This window comes from Caulobacter sp. UNC358MFTsu5.1 (genome assembly GCF_000712075.1).
Lineage (GTDB): Bacteria > Pseudomonadota > Alphaproteobacteria > Caulobacterales > Caulobacteraceae > Caulobacter.
The window spans coordinates 154,246-177,170 of record NZ_JONW01000006.1 but is presented as its reverse complement, the minus strand read 5'-3'; the positions used below and the strand labels follow the sequence as shown (position 1 = coordinate 177,170).

Here is a 22,925-nt window from a genome sequence, read left to right as displayed (position 1 = left end):
CATGACAGACATCGACGTCGCCATCATCGGGGCCGGCGCCGCCGGCCTGTCCGCCGCCCGGACCCTGGCGGCCGCGCCGCTGAACGTGGCGGTGCTGGAGGCCCAGGACCGCATCGGCGGCCGCGCCCACACCGTGCCCCTGGCCGGCCTGCGCCTGGACCTGGGCTGCGAGTGGCTGCACTCGGCCGACCGCAACCCCCTGGTCGCGCCGATCGCCGCCTCGGGCCTGACCATCGACAAGACCCCGCCGCCCTGGGCCAGCCCCCAGGCCACGCCCACCCTGACCGCCGAGGAGCGCCAGGCCTACGGCGCGGCCTTCGCGGCGTTCGACGAACGGGTGGAGGTCGCGGCCCGGGAACCGGCGGACCGGCCGGCCTCGGACCTGCTGGAGCCCGGCGCCCCCTGGAACCCGCTGCTGAACGCCTTCAGCAGCTACTACAACGGCGAGGCGTTCGACCTGGTCTCGGTCAAGGACTACGCCGCCTACGACGACAGCGAGGTCAACTGGCGGGTGGTCGAGGGCTATGGGACCGGCATCACCGGCCTGGCGCCCCAGGGCGTGCGCATCCTCGACGGCTGCCCGGTGTCGCTGCTGCGCCACGACGGCCCGCGCCTGAGGCTGGAGACGCCCAAGGGCGTGGTCCAGGCCCGGGCGGCCGTCATCTGCGTCCCCACGGCCGTCCTGGCGGCCGGAGGCCTGCGCATCCTGCCCGAGCTTCCCGCCAAGCTGGCCGCCGCCGAGGGCCTGCCGCTGGGCGTGGCCGACAAGGTGTTCCTGAAGTTGGACGAGCCCGAGGCCTTCGCGGCCGAGTCCATGGTCTATGGCGCGCCCGACCGTACGGCGACGGGCGCCTATCACCTGCGCCCGCTGGGGCGGCCGATCATCGAGGCCTTCTTCGGCGGGGCCCACGCCCGCGCCCTCGAGGCCGAAGGCCCGGGCGCGTCGGCCGCCTTCGCCATCGAGGAACTGGTCGGCGTCTACGGCTCGGGCCTGCGAAGCCGGGTGTCGGTGCTGGCCAAGACCGCCTGGGCGTCCGATCCCTGGGCCGGCGGCTCCTACTCCCACGCCCTGCCCGGCCGGTCCGGCGAGCGCGCCGTCCTGGCCGCGCCGGTGGACGGGCGGCTGTTCTTCGCCGGCGAGGCGTGCTCGCCCCATGCGTTCTCGACGGCCCACGGGGCGTGGGAGACGGGTGAACGGGCGGCGCGGGAGGTGCTGGCGGCGTTGGGGGTCTAAAACCCGAACCTCCGCTCATCCCGGCGAATGCCGGGGCCCAGATCCCATAGCGATGTGGCGAGTTGGAAGAACTCAGCGCTTATGGCGTCAGCCTCAAAGCCATTCCATCCGGGTCCCGGCATTCGCCGGGATGAGCGGATCAAAGGGTCTAGCCCTTCTTCGCCAGCAAATCCCGGATCTCGGTCAGCAGCTTCTCCTCCGGCGTCGGCGCCGGCGGCGCTTCGGGCGCGGGGTCGCCGGCTTCGGCGCGGCGGATCTGGTTGACCAGCTTGACCAGCAGGAACACCACCAGCGCCACGATCAGGAACTGGATCACGGTGTTGATGAAGGCGCCGTACTGGATCGCCACCAGCTCGACCGTCTCGGTCGCCGGGTTCTCGGGCCTGAGCACCCACTGCAGCTTCGAGAAGTCCAGTCCGCCGGTCGCCAGGCCGATGGGGGGCATGATCACGCCGTCGACCAGGCTCTTGACGATCGAGTTGAAGGCCGCGCCGATGATCACGCCGACGGCCAGATCGATGACGTTGCCGCGCGCGATGAATTCGCGGAATTCCTTGACGATGCTCATGCCGAACCTCTTCCGACTGGGGGTCGGAAGAGCTGAACGCGTTCGCCTCCGGGGGTCAAGCGCCCGGGGATCGGCTCGTGGGGGTCTATTCGTCGGCGTTCAGGCGGCCGCGCAGTTCCTTGCCGCTCTTGAAGAACGGCACATGCTTGGCGCGCACGTCGACGGTCTCGCCGGTGCGGGGGTTGCGGCCGGCGCGGGCCGGGCGCGAGCGCACCGAAAGGGCGCCGAAGCCCCGGAGCTCCACGCGGCCCCCTTCTTCCAGCGCACCGATCATGCGTTCGAGAATGACGCCGACGACGCGCTCGACATCCTTCTGGGTCAGGTGCGGATTCTCGTTCGCGAGCCTGGCGATGAGTTCGGACTTGATCATCGATATCCCCGACGCGCCAAAGCAGCCCTAGGGGGAGAGGGCCCGACGCGCGTGCGACCTTTGCCCAAGCAAGCCTGAGTCTTCAAGGGGAAAGCTTGCCTAACGCGGGCTTTTGAGTCGGGCAGGCGACAGGCCACGGCGACCTCAAAGCCCCTTCGGCGCCCGGACGATCTTGGCTTCCGACGCCGCCTTGCGCAGCTGCCGGTTGGTCTCCTCGGCCGCGGCGAACGGGATTTCCCGGACCTGGCTGGAGGTCGTCCGCTCGAACCGGGCCACACCGCCGGACAGCACGCTGGTCTGGACGCTGCGGGCTCCGCCGATCGTCTCGTCGCTGTTAGGGCCCTTGACGCTGAACCCCGCGCCGGCGCGCGGCACGACGATCTCGGTCACCGTCCGCGAGAAGGTCGGATAGGCCACGGCGTAGGGCGCCTCGCTGTTCGGCCCCGGCTCGCGGCGAGGCAGGGCCTTGGCCTGGCCGTCGCCCGTGCCCGGGATCTGGAACTCGCGCACGCCCAGGTCGTCGTTGAGGCGCCAGTCCAGGGTGGCGTCGCCCGTGAGGGTCAGGGTCATGGTCCCGTCGTCGGCGCGAGCCCAGTCGACGGTCTTGAACTCGATCCAGCTGAGGCCCGAGGACAGGCCCTGCTTGAGGGCGCGCTCGACGTCGGGGCGGCTGGCGGCCTCGGTCACCCGCGCCATCGACCGCGCGGCGTCGCCGCGGACGATCATGGTCATCGTGGTGGGGGCCGGCGCGTCGAGGCCGGCCGAGGCGTCGATGCGCAAGGTCAGATCGCTGTCCGGCGCGGTCAGCGGCGGCTGCTCGATCTCGACCAGGCCGGTCCCGCTCGCCTGGATGGGCAAGCCCCAACGATAGCCGGGCGGGCGCAGGGTCGAAAGGCCGCCGCGGTCTCCCGTGCGGGTGCCGTCCAGCCAGTAGACCGCGCCGTCGATGCGGGCCCGCACCAGGACGTGGTTGAACTGGGCGGCGCTGGGCGTGCGCTGGTCCAGGCCGTCGCCGCCGCCCGTCGACACCAGCACCGGCTCGGCCGGGACGCCCAGCTCGCGCAGCAGGGCCAAGAGCAGGGCGGTCTTGGCCTTGCAGTCGCCGAAGCGCCGCGACCAGGTCAGGTCGGCCGGGGTGGGGCGATAGCCGCCGTCGCCCATGCCCAGGAACAGGTAGCGGGTCTTGTCCTCGACCAGTTGCAGGGCCGCAAAGGCCCTGACCTTGGGGTCCTGGCTGGCGGCGGCGATCGCGGCCGCCTCGGCCTTGAGGGGCGAGTCGGCCGACAGGGTCGAGGCCTCGGCGAACAGCGGCGCCATGCGGGCCGAGATCTCGTCCCAGCTGCGGAAGGTCGAGGCCTCCAGCTGGCCCACGCGCAGGAACCGCGTCGGCGCGCCGACCGGCGGCTTGGGCGCGGTGGCGTTGGCGACGTCGACCAGCAGCTCGTGGGTCTTGCCGGCGGCCAGGAGCCTGGGTTCGGGGAAGGCGGGCATCACCTTCCAGGCCATGGGAACGCCGTCGGGCCAGATCAGCCGCACGCGATAGCGCGAGGCCACGCCCGACCACGCCATGCGCTCGGAATCGTTGCTGGCGCCGCCGAACAGCGGCTCGCTGTGCTTGAGGCTGTAGGACCAGTCGACGACGTCGCCGACCTGCAGGTCGTTGAGCTGGATGCTGGCGGTCATCCGTCCGTCCAGCATGGCCCGCTCCATGTTCTTCTCGCGCCGCAGGACCAGCACGTCCTTGCCGCCCTTGAGCAGGTCGATCGTCTGGCCGTTCCGCACGATGGACAGGCCGTGCAGGGTCAGGGTTTCGCGGTCGGGATCCCAGGTCATGGACCGCGAGCCTGACGACGCCAGGCCCTCGGGCTTGGTGATCCGCACGACCCGGCGGTTGTAGTAGGTGATCCCCTGGGCGTCGGCGAAGGCCTGGTTGTCGTCCAGCAGGGTCTGGATGGCCGGCGGCGGGGTCTCGTCCGGCGCGGCGGGGATCGGGGCCGGCTGCACCCACTTGGCCGGCGGGGCGTAGATCGGCTTGTCGTCCGCCAGGGCCGAGCCCGCGCCGAACAGACCCCAGGCGAGGATCGCGGCCGCGGCCGCCAAGGATTTCAGCACGACGACGCCCCCAAAGCCACGCGGCGCGTACGCGCGCACCACAACCTTAAGCCGTCGCAGCAAGCTTGCGGGCAAAAGAAAACGGCGGCCGGATCGCTCCGGCCGCCGTCTCTAAGCTCTAGTCTTCGCAGGTAAGCGAAGCTTAGTCCTTGGTGGCCCGCTCGCGCAGGGCCGCGCCCAGGATGTCGCCCAGCGAAGCGCCGGAGTCCGACGAGCCGAACTGCTCGATGGCTTCCTTCTCTTCGGCCATTTCCAGCGACTTGATCGACATCGAGACGCGGCGAGCCGCCTTGTCGATGTTGGTGATCTGAGCGTCGACGCGGTCACCCACGGCGAAGCGCTCGGGGCGCTGTTCCTGACGGTCGCGCGACAGGTCCGACTTGCGGATGAACGCGGTCATCTGGGCGTCGTCCTCGCCGAAGCGCACTTCGATGCCGCCGGTCGTGACTTCGGTCACGGTGACGGTCACGGTCTGGCCCTTGCGGTAGGTGTCGCCCGACATCGGATCGCCGCCCAGCTGCTTGATGCCCAGCGAGATGCGTTCCTTCTCGACGTCGACGTCCAGGACCTTGGCCTTGACGATGTCGCCCTTCTTGTAGCGGGCCATGGCTTCTTCGCCCGACGCGCTCCAGTCGATGTCCGACAGGTGCACCATGCCGTCGATGTCGTTGTCGAGGCCGATGAACAGACCGAATTCGGTCGCGTTCTTGACTTCGCCTTCGACGGTCGAGCCGACCGGGTGGGTTTCCAGGAAGGAATCCCACGGGTTGGCCAGGGCCTGCTTCAGGCCCAGCGAAACGCGGCGCTTGGACGGATCGACGTCCAGCACGACCACGTCGACTTCCTGCGAGGTCGAGACGATCTTGCCGGGGTGGACGTTCTTCTTGGTCCAGGACATTTCCGAGACGTGCACCAGGCCTTCAACGCCGGCTTCCAGCTCCACGAAGGCGCCGTAGTCGGTGATGTTGGTGATGCGGCCCGTGAACTTGGCGCCGACCGGGTACTTGGCTTCAACGCCGTCCCACGGATCCGACTGCAGCTGCTTCATGCCGAGGCTGATGCGCTGGGTGTCCGGGTTGATCTTGACGATCTGGACCTTCACGGTGTCGCCCACGGCGAGCACTTGGCTCGGGTGGTTGACGCGCTTCCAGCTCATGTCGGTGACGTGCAGCAGGCCGTCGATGCCGCCCAGGTCGACGAACGCACCGTAGTCGGTGATGTTCTTGACGACGCCTTCGCGGATTTCACCCTCTTGCAGCTGCGACACCAGTTCGGTGCGCTGCTCGGCGCGGGCTTCTTCCAGGATGGCGCGACGCGAGACGACGATGTTGCCGCGCGGACGGTCCATCTTGAGGATGGCGAAGGGCTGTTCCTTGCCCATGAGCGGGCCGACGTCGCGCACCGGGCGGATGTCGACTTGCGAGCCGGGCAGGAAGGCCGAGGCGCCGCCCAGGTCGACGGTGAAGCCGCCCTTGACGCGGCCGACGATGGCGCCGAGCACGGGCTCGTTCTTGGCGTAGACGCCTTCCAGACGGGTCCAGGCTTCTTCGCGCTTGGCCTTTTCGCGGCTGATGACCGCTTCGCCCAGGGCGTTTTCGAGGCGTTCCAGGAAGACTTCGACGGTGTCGCCGACCTTCACGGTGGCCTTGCCGGTCTCGTCGACGCCGAATTCCTTCAGCTGGACGCGGCCTTCGGTCTTCAGACCGACGTCGATGATCGCGAAGTCCTTCTCGATCCCAACGACCTTGCCCTTGACGACGGTGCCTTCAGCGAAGTCGCGGCCGCCCATGGAGTCGTTGAGGAGCGCTTCGAAATCGTCGCGCGTGGGGTTGAAGCTCATATCGTCAGCCATGCTGATCTTTGGTCTCTAGGTTGTGGGAAGCCCTGCGGTGAGCGCCGTCGGATGACGGTTCTCGGGATTCCGGGTTGTGAGATTTTTCGGATGCGAACCACCGCGTCCTGAGCGGCGGCGAGGCGGGCGGTGGATTAGCCCTTGGGGTTTCCCCACCGGGCGCGCGCCGTCTCGACGATGCGGCGGGCCGCATCGAAGGCCTGGGATATAGTCATTTCCGACGTATCAAGCAAGACGGCGTCGGGAGCCTGCGTCATCGGCGCGCTGGCCCGGCCGCCGTCGCGCTCGTCGCGCTTCCGGATATCGGCCAGGATCTCGTCGAAGGTCACGGCCTCGCCCTGGCCGACCAGCTGCTTCCAGCGGCGGTCGGCGCGGACCTCGGGGCTGGCGGTGACGAACAGCTTGGCCGGGGCCTCGGGGGCGATGACCGTGCCGATGTCGCGGCCGTCGATGACGCTGCCGGGCTCGCGCAGGGCGAAGTCGCGCTGCAGGTCGAACAGGGCCTTGCGCACGCCGGGATGCACGGCCACCCGGCTGGCGGCCTCGCCGGCGTGGCGGGTGCGAACCGCCGGGTTCTCCAGCTCGGCCAGGTCCAGGCCCCGCGCGGCGGCCTCGGCCGCGACAGCGTCGTCCAGGTCACCGTGGGCGTCCAGCAGACGCACGCCCACGGCGCGGTAGAGCAGGCCGGTGTCCAGCATCGGATAGCCGTAGAGCTCGGCCAGGCGCGAGGCGACCGTGCCCTTGCCCGAGGCGGCGGGACCGTCGACGGCGATGACGAAAGCCATCGCCCTAGGCCTCGGCGATCGAGCCGCCCAGGCCGCGCATCAGCTCGGCGAAACCGGGGAAGCTGGTGGCGATCATGCCGGGCTCGTCGATCTCGACGGGTTCCTGCGCGGCCATGCCCAGGATCAGGTGGCTCATGGCGATGCGGTGATCGCCGTGGGTGATCACCTTGCCGCCGCCGCGCACCGGATGGTTGGCGCGGGCCGTGCCGATGACGGTCATGCCCTCGGGCTCTTCCTCGACCGTGACGCCGCAGGCCTTCAGGCCGGCCGCCGTCAGGGCGATGCGGTCGCTTTCCTTGACGCGCATCTCGCCGATGCCGCGCATGACGGTCGAACCCTCGGCGAAGGCCGCGGCCACCGCCAGGATCGGATATTCGTCGATCATCGCCGGCGCGCGCTCGGGCGGCACCACGACGCCCTTCATGTCCGGGGAGTAGCGGGCGGTGATGTCGCCGACCTGCTCGCCGCTGGACTCGCGGACGTTCGCGATCACCAGGTCCGCGCCCATCTCCTGCAGCGTCGTGAACAGGCCCGTGCGCAGCTCGTTGAGCATCACGCCCTCGACCGTCACTTCCGAGCCGGGGACGATCAGGCCGGCCACCAGCGGGAAGGCCGCCGACGACGGGTCGCCCGGCACGGCCACGTGGGTTCCGGTCAGCTTCTGGCCGGCGGGCAGGCGGATGTGGCGCGCACCGTCGCGATCCTCGACGATCACCTCGGCCCCGAAGGCCCGCAGCATGCGCTCGGTGTGGTCGCGGGTGGCCTCCGGCTCGATCACCTCGACCCCGCCCTCGGCGTGCAGGCCGGCCAGCAGCACGGCCGACTTCACCTGGGCCGAGGCCATCGGCAGCTTGTAGGACAGCCCGCGCAGGTTGCCGCCCTTCAGGGTCAGCGGCAGGCGGCCCTTGTCGCGGCCCAGCCAGGTGGCGCCCATGCGGGCCAGCGGGTCCAGGACCCGGCCCATCGGCCGGCCGCGCAGGGAATTGTCGCCGGTGAAGGTGGCGCACAGCGGGAACCCCGCCGCCGCGCCCATGATCAGGCGCACGCCGGTGCCGGCGTTGCCGCAGTCGACCACGTCCGACGGCTCGACGAAGCCGCCCTGGCCCTCGATCCGCCAGCGACCCACGCCCTCCTGCTCGACCCGCGCGCCGAAGTGACGCATGGCCTGGGCGGTCGCCAGGACGTCGGCGCCCTCCAGCAGACCCTCGACCGTGGTGGTGCCCGACGCCAGGGCGCCCAGGATCATCGAACGGTGCGAAATCGACTTGTCACCGGGGGCCCGAACGGTTCCACGCAAGGCTCCGCCGGGCGTGCTCTTCAGTCCAGCCGTCGTCATGCCGAAACCGGCTCCTTGGTCATGGTGGTTTTCGCGAGGGGTTTGCTTTTGACAGCGGCCCCTCGTCATGGCAAGTGACCGGCCGCTTTTCCCATCTGGATCAAAGGGTCGCCGCCTTGGCCAATCCCGAATTGGGCGCAAAACAGATTTGCCCCAACTGCCAATCGAAGTTCTACGATCTGAACCGCCGCCCGGCCGTGTGCCCCAAATGCGGCGAGACGTTCGATCCTGAAGAGGCCCTGAAGTCGCGCCGCGTGCGCGCCCGCGCCGTCACGCCGGACTACGACGCCGACGACGAGAAGGAAGTCGTCGCGCCGAAGGAGGTCGACGGCTACGAGGACGAGGTCGATGAGACCCCGGAAATCGACGAGGCCGCCGAGGAAGTCGTCGAGACCGACGACGACGACAGCGATCCCACCGTCGCGCCGGCTCCGGGCGGCGACGACCTGGGCGTCGACTTCTCGGAAGACGAGGATCTCGCCGAGGACGAAGCCGACGACGTTCCGTTCCTCGAGGACGAAGACGACGAAGACGTCCTCGACGACGAAATCGAAGGTCTGCCGGGCGCGGACGACGACGACTGAGGTCGTCCGCCCTCTTCGGAAAATTGATCGAACAACGGTCCGAAAAATTTTCCGAAAAAAGTTCGCCGGGAGGGTTGATCCAAAAATCCTCCCGGCATAGGTTCCGCGCCTCTTCGGGGGCCACCCACTCGGAACCGCCGGAGAAACTGAGGAATACCAACGCTTCCCGCCGGGAAAACTTGGGAAAACCTTGGGGCTATAGCTCAGCTGGTAGAGCGCTTGAATGGCATTCAAGAGGTCAGCGGTTCGACTCCGCTTAGCTCCACCAAAGCGGCCGCTTCCCTAAAGGGAGCGGCCGTTTCCATGTCCGGCGCCCGGTTCGGCGGCGAAATCGCGGACGCAACCTCCACGGTAAAAAACGACGTCGCCCTGCATCGGTTTGCCGGTCAGAGTGCTTCCGTGTTCGGAGGCCTGTTCATGCGACCTATCAAACCGTTTTCCCGTCCCGCCCTCGCCGGCCCTCTCGTTTGCGCCGCGGCCCTGCTGCTGGCGACCCCGGCCCTGGCCCAGACCGAGCCGTCCAAGGTCCAGCAGATCGGAGAGGACGCCTCGAAGGTGGCCGCCTCGCCGCTCAAGGACGTGGGCGTGATCAAGGACAAGATCCCGCAGGTGCTGATCGACGCCCGCAAGGACGCCTACGCCCTGCCCTCGCCGCTCAGCTGCAAGACGATCTTCGACGCGGTCGACGCCCTGGACGCCGAACTGCAGCCCGACCTCGACGCCGAATCCACCAAGCTCAAGACCGGCATGTCGGCGACCGAGATCGGCGAGACGGTGGTCCATGGCCTCACCCCGCTGCGTTCCTGGGTCCGCAAGCTGAGCGGGGCCGAGAAGAACGCCAACGAGGTCCAGGCGGCGATCCTGGCCGGCTCGATCCGGCGCGGCTACCTGAAGGGCGTGGGCCTGCAGATGCACTGCAAGCCGCCGGCGGCCCCGCTGGGCGTGACCCTGCCGGCGGCGGCGAAGCCCGCGGCCAAGCCGAAGAAGCGCTGAGCATTTTTATCCGCTCATCCCGGCGAATGCCGGGACCCAGATGGAATGGCTTTGAGGCGGGTTCCTCGAACGGTGAGCCCTTCCAATCAGTCACACCGCTATTGGATCTGGGTCCCGGCATTCGCCGGGATGAGCGGATTTAGGCGTTCACCCGCCCCACAGCCTCAACGCTTCCTCGGCCACCACGTCCGGATATTCCTCCGGCCAGAACAGCTTGGCCTTGGGCAGGCGGCGCACGCCCTTGGCGTTCGGCAGGATCGCGGCCAGGTAGTCGGGGCTGCGCTTGTCGAAGATGTCGTCGGCCATGCCCCAGACGATGCGGGTCGGGACCGCGCACCGCCGCAGGGACGCCTCGATCCCCGCCAGGGGATTGGGGTCCAGCCCCAGGGTGTAGGCGTTGACCAGGGCCTTGCTGGCCGCCGTGGCGACCAGCGGGCCGAAATACATGGCGATCGCCGCGTCGGTGGGCTGGCTGGGGTCGGAGAAGCACATGCCGCCGAAGCCTTCCGGCGAACGCGCCAACTTGGGGTCCTTGAACCACGGAACCAGCCACTGATCGGGATAGGTCCCCTCCCGCGCCAGGGCCAGCACCGGCTGCAGGGCCGGCGGCGGGCTGTCGGGCTCGACGTCGCAATTGGTCAGCAGCAGGGTGCGGACCCGTTGCGGGAAGCGGGTGACGAAGATCTGGGCCACCGCCCCGCCGCTGTCGTTGGCCACCAGGTCGACCGTGGCGATCTTCAGGGCGTCGAGGAAGGCCGCCAGCATGTCGGCCTGGTCGGATGGCGCCACGCCCTGGCCCGGGGCCACGCGGGTGAAGCCCAGGCCCAGGGAGTCCGGCGCGATGCAGCGGCGATGCGGCGACAGGCGATCGAAGGCGCCCCGCCATTGGAAGCCGTTCAGCGGGAAGCCGTGCAGGAACAGGGCGACCGGCCCGGCCCCGCGCTCGACATAGGCGATATCGCCGAACTTTGTGGGCAGGCGGCGGCGGTCGGCGTTCCAGGCGCGGGCGGCCTTGGCGTCGTCCTCGGCGCGGGGCGGGGCGCCTTCGGCCCAGGCCGCGCCGGCGTCGGCGCCGGCTGCGGCCAAGGTCGCCAGGCCCGTCGCGGCGGTCAGGAACTGTCGTCTTTGCATGGTCCGATCCTTTGGGCGGGAGCGCGGCGGCTCCGGTTCGCCGAAGGACTAGGAGCGCCGGATCACCGGCTCCATGACCTGGCAGGTTATGGCGATCATGCCCCGGCCGGTTAGAGTGAGGTTATGAACACCATGACCTCGCCCCCGCCCCGCTCCGCCCCCGCCGGGAACGAACACCCGCTGGGCGACCTGCTGCGCCAGTGGCGCGCCGCCCGGCGGATGAGCCAGATGGATCTGGCGCTGGAGGCCGGGATCTCGACCCGCCACCTCAGCTATGTGGAAACCGGCAAGGCCCGGCCCAGCCGCGAGCTGGTCGCCCTGCTGGCCGGGGCGCTGGACATGCCCATGCGCGACCGCAACGCCCTGCTGGTGGTGGCCGGCTACGCGCCCGGCTATCGCGAGACCCCGCTGTCGGACCCGCAGATGGCGCTGATGCGCCGGGCCATCGACTGCATCCTGGCCCAGCACGAGCCCTATCCCGCCTTCGTGGTGAACCGGCACTGGGACGTGCTGATGACCAGTCAGGGCCTGCTGCGGGTGTTCGGCTGGCTGCGCGACGGAGCCCAGCCGCACGGCAACATCATGCGCCAGGTCTTCGACCCGGCCGACATGCGGCCCTTCGTCGAGAACTGGGAGGAGGTGGCGGGCGACCTGATCGGCCACCTGCATCACGAGGCGGCCACCGACAAGACGTCCCGCGCCCTGCTGGACGAGGTGCTGGCCTATCCCGACGTGCCGGCCCGCTGGGAGCACCGCGAACTGGGGGCCACGCCCCTGCCGCTGATGACCGTCACCTTCCGCAAGGGCGACCGCCGCCTGACCTTCTTCTCGACCCTGACCACCTTCGGCACCTCGCGCGACATCACGCTGGAAGAGCTGCGGATCGAGTGCATGTACCCGGCCGACGACGAGACGGCGGCCTTCTGCCGAAGCCTGGCGGAAAAGGACGCCTAGGCCCCGATACAACCTCTGGCGCCGAACTTGCTGCGTTCGCCCCGACAGGAGGACGAGCGATGGACATCAGCGTCACCGGCGGGGCGACCGCCGACCTGCGGGCCTTCCTGCGCGAAAACCGGGTCTCGCTCCCGAAAGCCTACGATATCGCCGGCGGGGCTATGCAGCTCGCGGTCAAGGACCAGGTGTTCAAGGCGTTCGACGCCGACCAGGACGGCAAGGTCTCGGCGGACGAGATCGCCAAGCTCGGCAATAACGGCCAGGACAAGCTTGCCGACAAGCAGGCCCTGGTCTCGGCGTTCGACCGCAACGGCGACGGCGCCCTGGACGTCGGCGAGTTCGGCGCGTCCAGGCTGCTGGACCGCGAGAACCTGCAGACCCTGCTGGGCGTCCAGGACGAGAAGGGCGTCGCGGGCTGGCTGGTCTCGCGCGCGGACGCCGACGGCGACGGCGCGCTGTCCCTCGACGAATACGCCGCCATCGCCTCGACCAGGGTCGGCTCCGGCCGGATCGGCGCGGACGGCAAGGCGGTCTGGGACCCGGTCGAGAAGGTCAACGCCGACAGGTTCGGCTGGACCGACGCCGACAAGGACGGGCGGCTGTCCGTCGACGAGCTGGCGGCCAAGCTCGCCGCGGCGCCGGAAATCCGCCGGATCGGCGACTCCGGCCAGGCCGTCGGCGTCCTGAGCGCGGCGGCCGACGGCGATGGCGACGGCGGCGTGTCGGCCGGGGAACTGGCGGCGGCGGCCAAGGCCCAGGACCTCGACACGGGGTCCGTCGACGACCTGATGCGATCGGCCGATCGCGACGGCGACGCGAAGCTGTCCGTCGACGAACTGCGCGCGGCTGTCCAGGCGCAGCCGCGGCTCTTCAAGCTGGGCGCGGCCGACGACCCCGGAGCGCCGACGGCCGGTGAGATCCTGCTGGCCCGCCTGCTGCGGTCGACCATGGACAGCCTCAGCGACCGCACGGCCTCCGAACTGGGCGGCGCCCTGAACCGGACGGCCTAGGCCCCGCGCGCCACGAACCAGCCGTTGCGGAAGCCCTGATCGGCCTTGCCGTAGGTGAAGACCTCGCCTTCGGGCGTGGTGAAGCGGCCGCCGGCGGCGGCCAGGATGGCGTGGCCGGCGGCGGTGTCCCATTCCATGGTCGGCCCGTGGCGCGGATAGATGTCGGCCGCGCCCTCGGCGATGCGGACCAGCTTGATCGAGCTGTCCATCGGGGCGCGCAGCGAGAAGCCGTACTGGGCCGCCAGCTCGGCCGCCCGCTCCTCCTTCATGGTGTGGCTGACCAGGGCCAGGGCCTGGCCCTCGGGCCACGGCCGGGCCTGGACCCGGGTCTCGGCGCCGCCAGGAGCCTCGCGCTTGAGCACGCCCTGCGCCGAAGTGAACCAGACCTCGCCGGTGGCCGGGGCGCAGATCGCGCCGGCCACCGGAACACCGTGGTCGATCAGGCCGATATTGACCGTGAAGTTGGGATCGCCGCGCACGAAGGCCTTGGTGCCGTCGACCGGATCGACCAGGAAGAAGCGCGGGCCGACGGACTCGGGCGTGCCGAACTCGCTGGCGTGCTCCTCCGAGATCGCGGTGATGTCCGGGAAACGCTCGGCCAGCCGGGCCAGGATCAGCCGCTCGCCGGCCTTGTCGGCCTCGGTCACCGGGCTCTCGTCGGCCTTGCGGACCACGTCCAGCTCGGTGCGCCAGAACGGCAGTATGACCTCCGCCGCCGCCTCGACGATCGTCGCCAGGTCGCGGCCGTAGTCGGCCAGGTTGGTGTAGCTCATTCAGCTTCCCCGAGGGTCGTCGCCGACAAAGACCAGGGTGACGCGCGTCGCGTCGATGGTGTGCTTGCCGGCGTCTTCGAAATTGACGGTCACGCGATGGCCGATCACCGACTGCACCTGGCCCAGGCCCCAGTCGGGGCGGTCCGGATGGCGCACGAGGACGCCGGGTTCGATGAAGGGATCCATGACGGGCCCCTGATAGGCCGCCGAACCCCGGTAAACCAGCCCCCGTTTCGTCCGGCGGCGTTTGCCAAACCGCCAAATCACGCCAAAGATCGCGCCATGACCGACGCCGCCGCCCCTGCCGCTCCCGCTGACGCTCCCGAGCTGAACGTCAACGGCCCCGACTTCGCCGCCCTGGTGGCCGCGCGCCTCTGTCACGACTTCATCAGCCCGGCCAGCGCCATCGTCTCGGGCCTGGACCTGCTGGAAGACCCCTCGGCCCAGGACATGCGCGAGGACGCCATGAGCCTGATCTCGTCCAGCGCCCGCAAGCTGGCCGATCTGCTGCAGTTCACGCGGGTGGCGTTCGGCGCCTCCGCCTCGGCCGAGAACTTCGACTCCCGCGAGCTGGAGAAGCTGGCCCAGGGCGTGTTCGCCCATGTGCGCCCGACGCTGGAGTGGGCGATCCCGCCGTCGACCATGAACAAGGCCAGCGCCCGCGCCATCCTCAACATCGCCCAGATCGCCGCCAGCGCCCTGCCGGCCGGCGGCAAGGCGACGCTGCGGGCCGTGGTCACGGGCGACCGGGTGGCGATCACCGCCGACGCCGCCGGCCCGCGCGCCCGCCTTCGTCCCGAAATCCTGGCCGGCCTGAAGGGCGAGCCTCTGGCCGAGGGCCTGGGCGGCCCCTGGGTGCAGGCGGCCTATCTGAACGCCCTGGTCCGGGCGGCCGGAGGCCAGATCGGCGTCGAGCTGGGCGAGGACCAGGTCACCCTGGCCGCCTGGGTCCCCGCCTGATCTTTTTCTGGCGATAATCCCCTCGGAACGGCCCCGCCGTCACCGCTCCTTAACACCCTCGGCGGCAAGCTGGGGGGATTGGAGTGGAGCGTGCCGTGAAGACCTGTCTCGTCGTCGACGACAGCCGGGTGATCCGCAAAGTCGCCCGGCGCGTCCTGGAAGACATAGGCTTCGAGATCGCCGAGGCCGCGGATGGCTTGGAAGCCCTGGCCTGGTGCCGGGCCGCGATGCCTGACGCCGTGCTCCTGGACTGGAACATGCCGGTGATGAACGGGATCGAGTTCCTGCGCCATCTGCGCCAGGAGCCGGGCGGACAGGGTCCGACCGTGGTCTTCTGCACCGTCGAGAACAAGATCGAGGCCATCCGCGAGGCGCTGGACGCCGGCGCGGACGAATACATCATGAAACCGTTCGACGGCGACATCATCGCGGCGAAATTCGCCGAGGCGGGCCTGCTGTGACGCCCGAGGACATGGACCTGCTGTCCGCCCTGGCCCGCCAGCGCGCCGGCCTGCGGATCGAGAGCGACAAGGCCTATCTGGTCGAGAGCCGGCTCAACCCCCTGGCGCGCCGCGAAGGCTTCGAGTCGATCGACGCGATTGTCGCCGCCCTGCGCGCCCACCGCGAGGAGCGGCTGATCTGGGCGGTCGTCGAGGCCCTGACCTTGAACGAGACCGCCTTCTTCCGCGACCGCGAGGTCTTCGCCCAGCTGCGCGACGAGCTGCTGCCGACCCTGTCCAAGCTGGTGCGCAAGCGGCCGATCCGGATCTGGAGCGCCGCCTGCTCGACCGGCCAGGAGGTCTATTCCCTGGCCATGACCGCCGAGGAGGCTCGCGACCTGGCGCCCGGCGCCCGGTTCGAGTTCTTCGGCTCCGACCTGTCCGACCGCTGCCTGGAGAAGGCCCAGAGCGGCCTCTACACCCAGTTCGAGGTGCAGCGCGGCCTGCCGATCCGGCTGCTGGTCAAGCACTTCGAGAACCAGGACGAGATGTGGGCGATCAGCCCGCGCATCCGCCAGGCCGTGCGCTGGCGGCGGATTAACCTGCTGGCCGACCTGTCCTCGATGGGCAAGTTCGACGTCATCCTGCTGCGCAACGTCCTGCCCGGCCTGGACCCCAGCCTGCACGGCCGGGTGATCGAGAGCCTGGCCGCGCGGCTCGAGGACGACGGCGTGCTGCTGGTCGGCAGCGGCGAGTCCCTGGAGGGCGTCACCGGCGCCGTGCGGGCCATCGCCGGACGCGCCGGCCTGTTCACCCGCGCCGCGGCCTGATCGTCAGGCCCGGGCCGTCCCCAGCTTGGCGCCGCGATCGCGCCAGAACGCCAGCGCCTGATCCCAGACCGTCGCCGGCGCGCGCTCGGGCAGCGCCTTGACCAGCTTGCGATAGAGGGTCTGGACCGGCCCCGGCGCGGTCAGGGCCGCGGAGAGGTCCAACGTCTCGATCATCGCCACGGCTTCCTTGCGGTAGTCGACGGCCAGCTTGCCGGCGTGCGGTGCGGGCGTGCGGCAGTCGCCGAAGTCGAGCTTCACCCCCGTCAGCACCTCGATCGCCGTGGACATGGTGCGGGCGTATTGCGGATCGGCGCCCAGGCGGTCGACGTCGATCACCAGGTCGGCGCGCGGCAGGGCCGCCACATAGGACAGCACGTAGACGGCCAGGAAGGCGGCGAACGAGGTCCGGGCGGGCGCGCGTTTCAGTCGCTTGCGCACGGCCGCGATCCGCTCGAACAGGTCGCCCTTGCCCGCCGTCAGGCCCAGCCGCCTGGCCCCGGCCTCGCCGCCGGCCGTCTCGGACAGGATCACGTACTGGCACAGCTCGAAATAGGTGGGGCGGGGCCGCTTGCGCAGCGAATAGAACGACCGCCACTGCTGCACGGGATCGCGGATCAGCACGATGTGGGTGCCGCCGAACCGCCGCCGCAGCCAGCCGATCCGGCCCAGGGTGCGGCAGCAGGCCAGCACCGGCGTGCGCTCCTCGCGCCGCGCGGCCTCGATCAGGGTCTCGACATAGGCGGCCTGGCCGGGGTCCTCCTGATCGACGGGCAGGAAATAGTCGTCCAGGGCCAGGCGCGTCTCGAACCCGGGGACGCCGCCCTCGGGTCCCAGCAGGTCCTGGAATTCCTGCAGATAGGGCAGGCCGTCGGTGGGGTGGCGCAGGCCGCTGGTCTCCGGCCGCTCCCGGGCGATGCGCTCGGGCGTCAGGGTCGCCAGCTGCTCGTGCCAGGGCTCGTAGAAGGCCATCACCTCGGGAACGGCGCGGAAACGGCGCCAGACATAGGTGCTGGAGCATCGCCAGCCGCTGTGGACGAAGATCGGCGCTGAGGACGGACGCGGCAAATCGGAGCTCTCACCCGTGGAAAGAACCTCCAAGGTGAAGCCTCGGCTTGGCTGGCGGATATCGATCCAGGCTGGATTTGGACGAGATTTGTAACCGGTGCGCCACGGCTGAGATCGATTGTAACGAAGCCCCGCCGACCGTTTCCGGATCGTCTTCAAATTGCATTTCTGTAATAAAATCTAAAGTAGAATAACCCGGGCGGCGGGCGCGAAAAAGCCCGCCGATCCTGGGGACCGACGGGCTTGATCCCGAAGCCGGCGGAACCGGCTCCTAGACCTCGAATTCGGGACTACTTGGCGTCCTTGGCGGTGTCGCTGACGGCCTGGCCGGCCGACGAGACGTCCTTGCCGGCGCCTTCGACGGTGTTGCAGGCGGCGACGGTGAGGCTGGCGGCGATCGCGGCCAGAACGATGAGCTTGCGCATGGGTCTTCTCCGGTGATCGCCCCAATTGGGCGTCTGAGGTGTTGCCCCACTTGAACGTTGGCGGCCCAGCTAGGTTCCGGCCGTCGCGGGCTCGGCCGACGGGGCTTCGGGCGTTGGGAACACAAGGCGCACCAGCAATCCGCCGGCGGCCGAGGTCTCGAACAGCAGCTTGCCGCGCAACTGGCGGGCGAAGGCCGTCATCAGGGTTCGACCCACCCCCTCGACCGGCCCCTTGGGCGCGCCGGGACCGTCGTCGCCGATGGCCAGCTCGGCCTCTTCCCCGCGCACGAAGAAGTCGACCGTCAGGGTGCCGCCCCGCTCGGCCAGGGCGTGCTTCTGGGCGTTGGTGATGGCCTCGACCGCGAACAGGGCCAGGGGCGCCAGCCGGTCGGGGTCGATGACCAGGGGGTCGGCGTGGACCTCGGTGCGGATCGGACCGCCGGTCGACATGTCGCCGGCCAGCAGCAGGGCCGTCAGCTCCTCCAGGAACGGGCGCAGGTCCACCCGCTTGAGGTCGGGCCCCTGGTAGAGCGCCCGGTAGATCTGGGCCAGGGCGGTGATGCGCTGGCGGGTGTCGTTCAGGGCCGTGCGGGCGGCGGGGTCGGTCAGGGCCCGCTGCTGCATGTTCAGCAGGCTGGAGATGATCTGGAGGTTGTTCTTCACCCGGTGATGGATCTCGCGCATCAGCGCGTCCTTCTCGCCCAGGCTGTCGCGCAGCGAGGCGTCGCGGGCGACGATGCCGGCGGCCATGTCGTCGAGGGTGGCGGCCAGCTCGCGGATCTCGGGCGGCGCGCGCTCGGCCTGCAGGGGGCGCACGGTGAAGCGGCCGCGGGCGTAGATGGCCGCGACCCGGCGCAGATAGACGATCCAGCGGATCACCGCCTGCTCGGTGGCGTAGAGCACGGCCGCCAGGGCCAGGACGAACGCCAGCAGCGGGGCCAGCAGGCGCAGCATCGGGTTCAGCCAGGCCCAGGAGGCGATTCCCGGGGCCTTGGCCGACAGGATGACGAACACCTCCTGGCCGACCAGGGGCGCGGCCGAGAAGTCGCGCGGCCGGCCGTCGGCGTCGCGGCCGGACCACAGGGCCGAGCCGCTCTTCACGGCCTGCTCCCGCCAGGCCATGGTCGGCGTGCCGAACGCCCGCCGGTTGGTGGCGGCGAAGACATGGCCCTCGGAATCGGCCAGGGCCACCTCGGCCCCGCCCGGCAGGTAGCGGTTGGCGGTCTCGGGCTGGATCGTCGACAGGGTCAGGACGGCGGACATGGCGCCGTCGAAGCGGCCGTCGCGCGTCTCGGCCCGCACCGCCGTCAGCACGGCGGGCTCGTCCGCGTAGTCGACGCCGGGGATGCTGGCCACGACCATGTGCGATCCGGCGGCCAGGCGCTGGAACCAGCGGCGGCTGGCGCGGGTGGGATCGGGCGGCGTGGTGCCGGCGGCGCAGGACACCCGGCCGTAGGCGTCGAACCGGATCAGGTTGGCGTAGCCCGGCAGGCGCTCCTTCACCGTGTCCAGCCGCTGGGCGCATTCCAGCCCGACCGAGCCCGGCCCCAGGGTCTGGAGCAGGACACCGGCGGCCTCAATGCGGGCCCGGGCGATGGCGGCGCTGCGCCCGGCCGCCAGCTCCAGGCTCTGGCGACGCGAGTCGGCCTCGGCCTTGAAGGCGAACACCGATTGCAGGACGCCCAGGATCAGGACGGGCAAGAGCGCGAGGAACAGCGCGCCGGCCAGTCGGACCCGAATGGACCCGACCGCCCCGGCCCCTCGCCCGAGAAGAGACTTCACCGCAGGGTGCTCAGTCTCTCCGCGTCGGCCAGGATGGCGTACATGGCGTCGCCGGCGGCGGCGCCGTCGCGGTCATAGGCGCCGGCCTCGAGAATGGCCTGCAGGGCGCGCCGCGCGCGGCTGACCCGGCTCTTCACCGTGCCCACGGCGCAGCCGCAGATCTCGGCCGCCTCCTCGTAGGCGAAGCCGCCGGCCCCGACCAGGATCAGAGCTTCCCGCTGTTCGGGCGGCAGCATGGCCAGGCTGAGCCGCAGCTCGTCCAGCGCCACCGGCGCCTCGGGATCGTCGACCGCCACCAGGGTGCGTTCGGCGGCTTCCTGGTCGAGCTGGCTCTGGCGCCAGGAGCGGCGCTTCTCGGAATAGAACTGGTTGCGCAGGATCATGAAGGTCCACGCCTTCATGTTGGTGCCCAGCTGGAAGCTGGCGCGGGCGTCCCAGGCCTTCATCATGGCGTCCTGCGCCAGATCGTCGGCGGCGGTGGGATCGCCCGTCAGGGTCCTGGCGAAGGCCCGCAGATGCGGGATGAGCGTGACGAGCTCCTTCTTGAAGGTCCCGTCGCGGGCCGGGTCGAAAGGCGAGCGGCCGACTTGCGCTTCGCTCATGCTCACCGCTCTCCCGAAGGCGTCTCGGCCTTGCGCAGGATGTCCAGAAACTCGTCGGGGACCGGCTCGTTCACCACCTCGTCGAACATCTGACGAAGCTTGACGCCGATAGCCTGCTGACGGAGCCGCGCTTCGTCCAGCGCGGCCGCCCCTTTGCGGTGATCTTCCATGGGTACGTGTTCGATCATGTCCTCGACGCCGACAAGACGCGGCGCCCGCCCCCTTTGGCCGAATGAGTGTACGCCGGATGACAACGTCGGATTCCGTATGGGGTTCCACAAGCTTGAGCATATGATGGCAAAATTCTTCGGACTTCGGAACCTGTCATGGAACCGGGGCCTGGGGGTTGCGTTTATGTTCGGATGGCCGAACGGCGTAGCTTTACCGCACCCCCGGCTTTTTTGTACCCGAAGACACTCACACGGGAGGGGTCATGAGTCTTCTTGCCCGGCTGGCGCCGCACCTGCCTTACGTTCGTCGCTACGCGCGCGCCCTGACCGGCGATCAGACGACCGGCGACCACTATGTCCGCGTCGCGCTCGAGGCCCTGGCGGCCGGCGAGCGGTCGCTGGACGCCAACCTGTCGCCGCGCGTCGCCCTGTATCGCGTCTTCCACGCCATCTGGCTGTCCTCGGGCGCCCAGCTGGAAGCGCGGCGCGACGACCAGTCCAACGCCGCCGACGACGCCTCGCAGCGCCTGATGCGGATCGCCCCGCGGTCCCGCCAGGCGTTCCTGCTGACCGCCCTGGAAGGCTTCACCCCGACCGAGGCCTCGCAGATTCTCGACTGCGACTTCGCCGAGGTCGAGCGCCTGATCGCCGAGGCCCAGAGCGAGATCGACGCCGAACTGGCCACCGAAGTCCTGATCATCGAGGACGAACCGGTGATCGCGGCCGACATCGAGGCCCTGGTCCGCGAACTGGGCCATGACGTGATCGACATTGCCGCCACCCGCGGCGAGGCGGTCGACGCCGTGTCCCGCCGCACGCCCGGCCTGGTGCTGGCCGACATCCAGCTGGCCGACGGCTCGTCGGGAATCGACGCGGTCAAGGACATCCTGGCCCGCCTGGACGTGCCGGTGATCTTCATCACCGCCTTCCCCGAGCGCCTGCTGACCGGCGAGCGTCCGGAACCGACCTTCCTGATCACCAAGCCCTTCCAGCCGGAAACGGTGAAGGCGGCGATCGGCCAGGCGCTGTTCTTCCATCCGCGCCGGACCCAGAAGGCCGCCTGATCCACGTCAGGTTCCGAAACGATCAAGGCCCCGGTGCGAACCGGGGCCTTTTTCGTGCGCGCTAGTCGTTGGACGCGGAGGGGATCAGCCGGCCGGCGTCTGCTTCACCGGCGCCTGCTCGGTCGAATACTGCTGGGCTTCGCCCTGGGTCGTGGCGCCCTTGGTGTGTTCGACCGACGCCAGGTCGCCCGAGCGCAGGCCCCAGGCGCCGAACAGCGCCGCGGCGGCCAGGACGGTCGAGATGACCAGCACCCAGAAGACATGCTTGCCCCAGCGGCCCTGGCGGGCCCGGGTGGCGTTGACGGCGGGATGAGGGTGTTCGAGGTCTGCGGGCATTGAGGGCCTCCTTAGCGGGCGGCGGAATAGGTCCCGACGTCCGGCGCCGCCGGTCCGCTGGGAGCGAGGTTGTCGTTGAAGCGCTGGAGAAGCGCCGCCGAGGCCGCCACCGCGGCGATCACCGCCAGGGCCGCCACGCGGTTGCGCCGGACCTTCTGCTTGCGCGTCAGCGTGCTTTCGAAGGCCAGTCCACCGTGTTCGGTCTGATAGGTGCGGATCACGACGTAGCTCCCCAGAGCGAGGCCGGGCGGCCTCCTGGAAAATCAACGTCCCGTCCCTGGCGACGTTCCCTTCGGCCCTTGCCGGAAGGGGTTCGCGGGCCCCTGAAAAAATAATCGCGGGAAAGGCGAAAAAAGTTTCGATCGGCGGGAACCCGGTCGGGGGAGCCACGTTTTCGATTTGCGGAGGCGGCGACGCCCCCCCGACTTGAGGCTGGTGAAAGCCAGCCTGTCGCCTCCGCACCCCCTCTTTGCCCTTCGGGCGGACCCTTTCGGATCCGCCTTTTTTGATGCCCTCAAGCGCCCGAAGAGGGGTCGCCGCGACGATTACAGCTTGCCGTCGAGATCGAACCGGATGTCGGCGCGTCGCCGCAGGGGACGGGCCTCGCCGTCGCTGGTGGTGGCGCCGGCGTCTCCAGCCGCGCCGACGTCGAACTCCACGTTCCCGTAGCCCATCTTCGCCAGGGCCCGCGTCACGATGTCGGCCCGCTGCTTGGACACCGCCAGGCTGGCGTCCGGCGAGCCCACGGCGTCGGCCAGGCCGATCACCCGCACCGAAGCCACCTTGCAGCCCGTGGCCAGGGCGTCGGCTCCCTTGAGCACCGAGCGCGCCTCGTTGGTCAGCTTGGCCGACTTGCTCTCGAAATAGATCTGGACCGAGAAGTCCTCGCAGCTCGGCGCCGTCTGCACGATCTGGGACCTCGACTTGGGCCACGGGCTTTTGCTCGCGCATCCCGTCGCCAGGACCCCCAGCACCGCCACGCCGACAATCGCCAATCCGACTTTCTTCATCGTTTGCCCTCTCTGACGTCACGGCGCGCAAAAGGCGGCCGACACGAGTCGACCGCCTTCTGAAGATTTCAGGCCGGGCCCGACTTAACGGGGGCTGCCGTCTTCCCAGTAGTAACGACCGCTGCGCGAGTCATAGTAGTAATACCGTCCGGCACGCTCGTCATAGTACTGACGGCGATTGACGTTCGTGGCGCCGCAGCCGCCGTCCTCGCGGCAGCCCTTCACGGCGCCGACCGTGCCGCCGATCGCCGCGCCGACCAAGGCGCCGGTGCTGGCGCTACCGCCGCCGACATTGTTGCCGACCACCGCGCCCGCCAGGGCGCCCAGGCCCGCGCCGGCCGCGGCGTTGCGTTCGGTGTTTCCCGTGGCGGTGCAAGCGCTGGCCAGCACGCCGACGCCCAAGAGGGCGATCAAAGTCTTGTTCATCGTGGCTCTCCGTTCGAGCTTGTCCCAAGCAGGCAAACGACCTCGCCACGACAACGGTTCCGGGAACCGCGCTCAAGCGCCGCCGTTTCCTTCGGGCCTCCCCGCGCACGGCC

At 69.8% G+C, this 22,925-nt stretch carries 27 protein-coding genes and 1 tRNA gene; 10 read left to right on the top strand and 18 right to left on the bottom strand.

The features are described 5' to 3' along the window. Position 1: 1 nt before the first annotated feature. Entirely contained in the window at positions 2–1,234 is a 1,233-nt protein-coding gene (locus tag BR39_RS0109580) for an NAD(P)/FAD-dependent oxidoreductase (RefSeq protein WP_029910517.1), read from the top strand. 148 nt (positions 1,235–1,382) lie between these two features. Here BR39_RS0109580 and mscL read toward each other — a convergent pair whose 3' ends face one another. From mscL to aroA, 6 genes are all read right to left on the bottom strand, one after another. Further along, entirely contained in the window at positions 1,383–1,802 is a 420-nt protein-coding gene (mscL, locus tag BR39_RS0109575) for a large-conductance mechanosensitive channel protein MscL (protein ID WP_029910513.1), read from the bottom strand. A gap of 85 nt (positions 1,803–1,887) precedes the next feature. After that, entirely contained in the window at positions 1,888–2,172 is a 285-nt protein-coding gene (locus tag BR39_RS0109570; RefSeq protein WP_007676040.1) for an integration host factor subunit beta, read from the bottom strand. A gap of 144 nt (positions 2,173–2,316) precedes the next feature. Continuing rightward, entirely contained in the window at positions 2,317–4,284 is a 1,968-nt protein-coding gene (locus tag BR39_RS0109565) for a DUF3857 domain-containing protein (protein ID WP_029910508.1), read from the bottom strand. 142 nt (positions 4,285–4,426) lie between these two features. Next, positions 4,427–6,136: a 30S ribosomal protein S1 gene (gene rpsA / locus BR39_RS0109560; RefSeq protein WP_029910506.1), complete on the bottom strand. Its 1,710-nt coding sequence runs from the start codon at positions 6,134–6,136 to the stop codon at positions 4,427–4,429. Between the two features lie 134 nt (positions 6,137–6,270). Further along, positions 6,271–6,921 (bottom strand): (d)CMP kinase, encoded by a 651-nt coding sequence (gene cmk, locus BR39_RS0109555; protein ID WP_029910504.1) that lies wholly within the window; start codon positions 6,919–6,921, stop codon positions 6,271–6,273. Positions 6,922–6,925: 4 nt separating this feature from the next. Then, a complete protein-coding gene (gene aroA, locus BR39_RS0109550; protein ID WP_029910502.1) occupies positions 6,926–8,257 on the bottom strand; it encodes a 3-phosphoshikimate 1-carboxyvinyltransferase in 1,332 nt (443 codons plus the stop codon). A 116-nt stretch (positions 8,258–8,373) separates the two neighbouring features. Between aroA and BR39_RS0109545 the strand changes: the two genes are divergently transcribed. The 3 genes from BR39_RS0109545 to BR39_RS25265 all read left to right on the top strand — a co-directional run bounded on the left by BR39_RS0109545 (position 8,374) and on the right by BR39_RS25265 (position 9,834). Continuing rightward, positions 8,374–8,841: a TIGR02300 family protein gene (locus BR39_RS0109545; protein ID WP_029910500.1), complete on the top strand. Its 468-nt coding sequence runs from the start codon at positions 8,374–8,376 to the stop codon at positions 8,839–8,841. A gap of 192 nt (positions 8,842–9,033) precedes the next feature. Beyond that, positions 9,034–9,109: transfer RNA gene (locus BR39_RS0109540), tRNA-Ala, on the top strand. Positions 9,110–9,258: 149 nt separating this feature from the next. Beyond that, on the top strand, positions 9,259–9,834 hold the full coding sequence (locus BR39_RS25265; protein ID WP_051695364.1) for a hypothetical protein: 576 nt from the start codon (positions 9,259–9,261) through the stop codon (positions 9,832–9,834). A 147-nt stretch (positions 9,835–9,981) separates the two neighbouring features. Here BR39_RS25265 and BR39_RS0109530 read toward each other — a convergent pair whose 3' ends face one another. After that, entirely contained in the window at positions 9,982–10,965 is a 984-nt protein-coding gene (locus tag BR39_RS0109530; RefSeq protein WP_029910497.1) for an alpha/beta fold hydrolase, read from the bottom strand. Positions 10,966–11,088: 123 nt separating this feature from the next. Here BR39_RS0109530 and BR39_RS0109525 point away from each other — a divergent pair, with 123 nt between their 5' ends. After that, positions 11,089–11,919, top strand: coding sequence for a helix-turn-helix domain-containing protein (locus BR39_RS0109525; RefSeq protein WP_051695361.1), 831 nt, complete (start codon positions 11,089–11,091; stop codon positions 11,917–11,919). Positions 11,920–11,978: 59 nt separating this feature from the next. Then, positions 11,979–12,929 (top strand): EF-hand domain-containing protein, encoded by a 951-nt coding sequence (locus BR39_RS0109520; RefSeq protein ID WP_029910490.1) that lies wholly within the window; start codon positions 11,979–11,981, stop codon positions 12,927–12,929. On the opposite strand, the gene cysQ is transcribed toward BR39_RS0109520, so the two are convergent. Together cysQ and BR39_RS0109510 are read right to left on the bottom strand one after the other, a co-directional pair. Further along, the gene (gene cysQ, locus BR39_RS0109515) at positions 12,926–13,702 is read right to left on the bottom strand and encodes a 3'(2'),5'-bisphosphate nucleotidase CysQ (RefSeq protein ID WP_029910487.1); all 777 of its coding nucleotides are present in this window, start codon (positions 13,700–13,702) and stop codon (positions 12,926–12,928) included. The two genes, BR39_RS0109520 and cysQ, sit on opposite strands and share 4 nt — an antisense overlap. Continuing rightward, complete coding sequence (locus tag BR39_RS0109510; RefSeq protein ID WP_029910484.1) at positions 13,703–13,888, bottom strand: DUF3553 domain-containing protein; 186 nt, start codon at positions 13,886–13,888, stop codon at positions 13,703–13,705. A gap of 96 nt (positions 13,889–13,984) precedes the next feature. Here BR39_RS0109510 and chpT point away from each other — a divergent pair, with 96 nt between their 5' ends. From chpT to BR39_RS0109495, 3 genes are all read left to right on the top strand, one after another. Beyond that, complete coding sequence (gene chpT / locus BR39_RS0109505) at positions 13,985–14,662, top strand: histidine phosphotransferase ChpT (protein ID WP_029910481.1); 678 nt, start codon at positions 13,985–13,987, stop codon at positions 14,660–14,662. Positions 14,663–14,745: 83 nt separating this feature from the next. Continuing rightward, on the top strand, positions 14,746–15,123 hold the full coding sequence (locus tag BR39_RS0109500) for a response regulator (protein ID WP_197026670.1): 378 nt from the start codon (positions 14,746–14,748) through the stop codon (positions 15,121–15,123). Then, the gene (locus BR39_RS0109495) at positions 15,120–15,932 is read left to right on the top strand and encodes a protein-glutamate O-methyltransferase CheR (protein WP_029910475.1); all 813 of its coding nucleotides are present in this window, start codon (positions 15,120–15,122) and stop codon (positions 15,930–15,932) included. Before BR39_RS0109500 ends, BR39_RS0109495 begins: the two co-directional genes overlap by 4 nt. Positions 15,933–15,935: 3 nt before the next feature. Here the strand turns inward: BR39_RS0109495 and BR39_RS0109490 are convergent, their stop codons facing one another. The 5 genes from BR39_RS0109490 to BR39_RS0109470 form a co-directional block, all read right to left on the bottom strand. Next, positions 15,936–16,997 carry a hypothetical protein gene (locus tag BR39_RS0109490; protein ID WP_029910472.1) on the bottom strand — a complete coding sequence of 354 codons (1,062 nt, stop codon included), beginning with the start codon at positions 16,995–16,997 and terminating at the stop codon, positions 15,936–15,938. A gap of 290 nt (positions 16,998–17,287) precedes the next feature. Beyond that, the gene (locus BR39_RS0109485) at positions 17,288–17,422 is read right to left on the bottom strand and encodes an entericidin A/B family lipoprotein (protein WP_029910469.1); all 135 of its coding nucleotides are present in this window, start codon (positions 17,420–17,422) and stop codon (positions 17,288–17,290) included. A gap of 69 nt (positions 17,423–17,491) precedes the next feature. Next, positions 17,492–19,204 (bottom strand): sensor histidine kinase, encoded by a 1,713-nt coding sequence (locus tag BR39_RS0109480; RefSeq protein WP_029910466.1) that lies wholly within the window; start codon positions 19,202–19,204, stop codon positions 17,492–17,494. Next, positions 19,201–19,806, bottom strand: coding sequence for a sigma-70 family RNA polymerase sigma factor (locus tag BR39_RS0109475; RefSeq protein ID WP_028040105.1), 606 nt, complete (start codon positions 19,804–19,806; stop codon positions 19,201–19,203). Before BR39_RS0109475 ends, BR39_RS0109480 begins: the two co-directional genes overlap by 4 nt. Before the next feature lie 2 nt (positions 19,807–19,808). Further along, positions 19,809–19,994, bottom strand: coding sequence for a NepR family anti-sigma factor (locus BR39_RS0109470; protein ID WP_028040104.1), 186 nt, complete (start codon positions 19,992–19,994; stop codon positions 19,809–19,811). A 245-nt stretch (positions 19,995–20,239) separates the two neighbouring features. On the opposite strand from BR39_RS0109470, the gene BR39_RS0109465 reads away from it, so the two are divergent. Beyond that, complete coding sequence (locus tag BR39_RS0109465; RefSeq protein WP_029910462.1) at positions 20,240–21,040, top strand: response regulator; 801 nt, start codon at positions 20,240–20,242, stop codon at positions 21,038–21,040. Positions 21,041–21,124: 84 nt separating this feature from the next. On the opposite strand, the gene BR39_RS0109460 is transcribed toward BR39_RS0109465, so the two are convergent. The 4 genes from BR39_RS0109460 to BR39_RS0109445 form a co-directional block, all read right to left on the bottom strand. Beyond that, positions 21,125–21,376 carry a hypothetical protein gene (locus tag BR39_RS0109460; protein ID WP_029910459.1) on the bottom strand — a complete coding sequence of 84 codons (252 nt, stop codon included), beginning with the start codon at positions 21,374–21,376 and terminating at the stop codon, positions 21,125–21,127. Positions 21,377–21,387: 11 nt separating this feature from the next. Continuing rightward, entirely contained in the window at positions 21,388–21,597 is a 210-nt protein-coding gene (locus BR39_RS0109455) for a hypothetical protein (RefSeq protein ID WP_231499428.1), read from the bottom strand. 324 nt (positions 21,598–21,921) lie between these two features. After that, complete coding sequence (locus BR39_RS0109450) at positions 21,922–22,386, bottom strand: OmpA family protein (protein ID WP_029910452.1); 465 nt, start codon at positions 22,384–22,386, stop codon at positions 21,922–21,924. An 84-nt stretch (positions 22,387–22,470) separates the two neighbouring features. Further along, a complete protein-coding gene (locus tag BR39_RS0109445) occupies positions 22,471–22,812 on the bottom strand; it encodes a glycine zipper domain-containing protein (RefSeq protein WP_029910449.1) in 342 nt (113 codons plus the stop codon). Positions 22,813–22,925 lie beyond the last annotated feature (113 nt).

What these genes read in the sequence shown, in the direction of transcription:
- BR39_RS0109580 (WP_029910517.1), top strand. Translation starts at nt 2, where the DNA reads ATGACAGACATCGACGTCGCCATCATCGGGGCCGGCGCCGCCGGCCTG.
- mscL (WP_029910513.1), bottom strand. Translation starts at nt 1,802, where the DNA reads ATGAGCATCGTCAAGGAATTCCGCGAATTCATCGCGCGCGGCAACGTC.
- BR39_RS0109570 (WP_007676040.1), bottom strand. Translation starts at nt 2,172, where the DNA reads ATGATCAAGTCCGAACTCATCGCCAGGCTCGCGAACGAGAATCCGCAC.
- rpsA (WP_029910506.1), bottom strand. Translation starts at nt 6,136, where the DNA reads ATGGCTGACGATATGAGCTTCAACCCCACGCGCGACGATTTCGAAGCG.
- cmk (WP_029910504.1), bottom strand. Translation starts at nt 6,921, where the DNA reads ATGGCTTTCGTCATCGCCGTCGACGGTCCCGCCGCCTCGGGCAAGGGC.
- aroA (WP_029910502.1), bottom strand. Translation starts at nt 8,257, where the DNA reads ATGACGACGGCTGGACTGAAGAGCACGCCCGGCGGAGCCTTGCGTGGA.
- BR39_RS25265 (WP_051695364.1), top strand. Translation starts at nt 9,259, where the DNA reads ATGCGACCTATCAAACCGTTTTCCCGTCCCGCCCTCGCCGGCCCTCTC.
- BR39_RS0109530 (WP_029910497.1), bottom strand. Translation starts at nt 10,965, where the DNA reads ATGCAAAGACGACAGTTCCTGACCGCCGCGACGGGCCTGGCGACCTTG.
- BR39_RS0109525 (WP_051695361.1), top strand. Translation starts at nt 11,089, where the DNA reads ATGAACACCATGACCTCGCCCCCGCCCCGCTCCGCCCCCGCCGGGAAC.
- BR39_RS0109520 (WP_029910490.1), top strand. Translation starts at nt 11,979, where the DNA reads ATGGACATCAGCGTCACCGGCGGGGCGACCGCCGACCTGCGGGCCTTC.
- cysQ (WP_029910487.1), bottom strand. Translation starts at nt 13,702, where the DNA reads ATGAGCTACACCAACCTGGCCGACTACGGCCGCGACCTGGCGACGATC.
- BR39_RS0109510 (WP_029910484.1), bottom strand. Translation starts at nt 13,888, where the DNA reads ATGGATCCCTTCATCGAACCCGGCGTCCTCGTGCGCCATCCGGACCGC.
- chpT (WP_029910481.1), top strand. Translation starts at nt 13,985, where the DNA reads ATGACCGACGCCGCCGCCCCTGCCGCTCCCGCTGACGCTCCCGAGCTG.
- BR39_RS0109485 (WP_029910469.1), bottom strand. Translation starts at nt 17,422, where the DNA reads ATGCGCAAGCTCATCGTTCTGGCCGCGATCGCCGCCAGCCTCACCGTC.
- BR39_RS0109475 (WP_028040105.1), bottom strand. Translation starts at nt 19,806, where the DNA reads ATGAGCGAAGCGCAAGTCGGCCGCTCGCCTTTCGACCCGGCCCGCGAC.
- BR39_RS0109470 (WP_028040104.1), bottom strand. Translation starts at nt 19,994, where the DNA reads ATGATCGAACACGTACCCATGGAAGATCACCGCAAAGGGGCGGCCGCG.
- BR39_RS0109465 (WP_029910462.1), top strand. Translation starts at nt 20,240, where the DNA reads ATGAGTCTTCTTGCCCGGCTGGCGCCGCACCTGCCTTACGTTCGTCGC.
- BR39_RS0109460 (WP_029910459.1), bottom strand. Translation starts at nt 21,376, where the DNA reads ATGCCCGCAGACCTCGAACACCCTCATCCCGCCGTCAACGCCACCCGG.
- BR39_RS0109450 (WP_029910452.1), bottom strand. Translation starts at nt 22,386, where the DNA reads ATGAAGAAAGTCGGATTGGCGATTGTCGGCGTGGCGGTGCTGGGGGTC.
- BR39_RS0109445 (WP_029910449.1), bottom strand. Translation starts at nt 22,812, where the DNA reads ATGAACAAGACTTTGATCGCCCTCTTGGGCGTCGGCGTGCTGGCCAGC.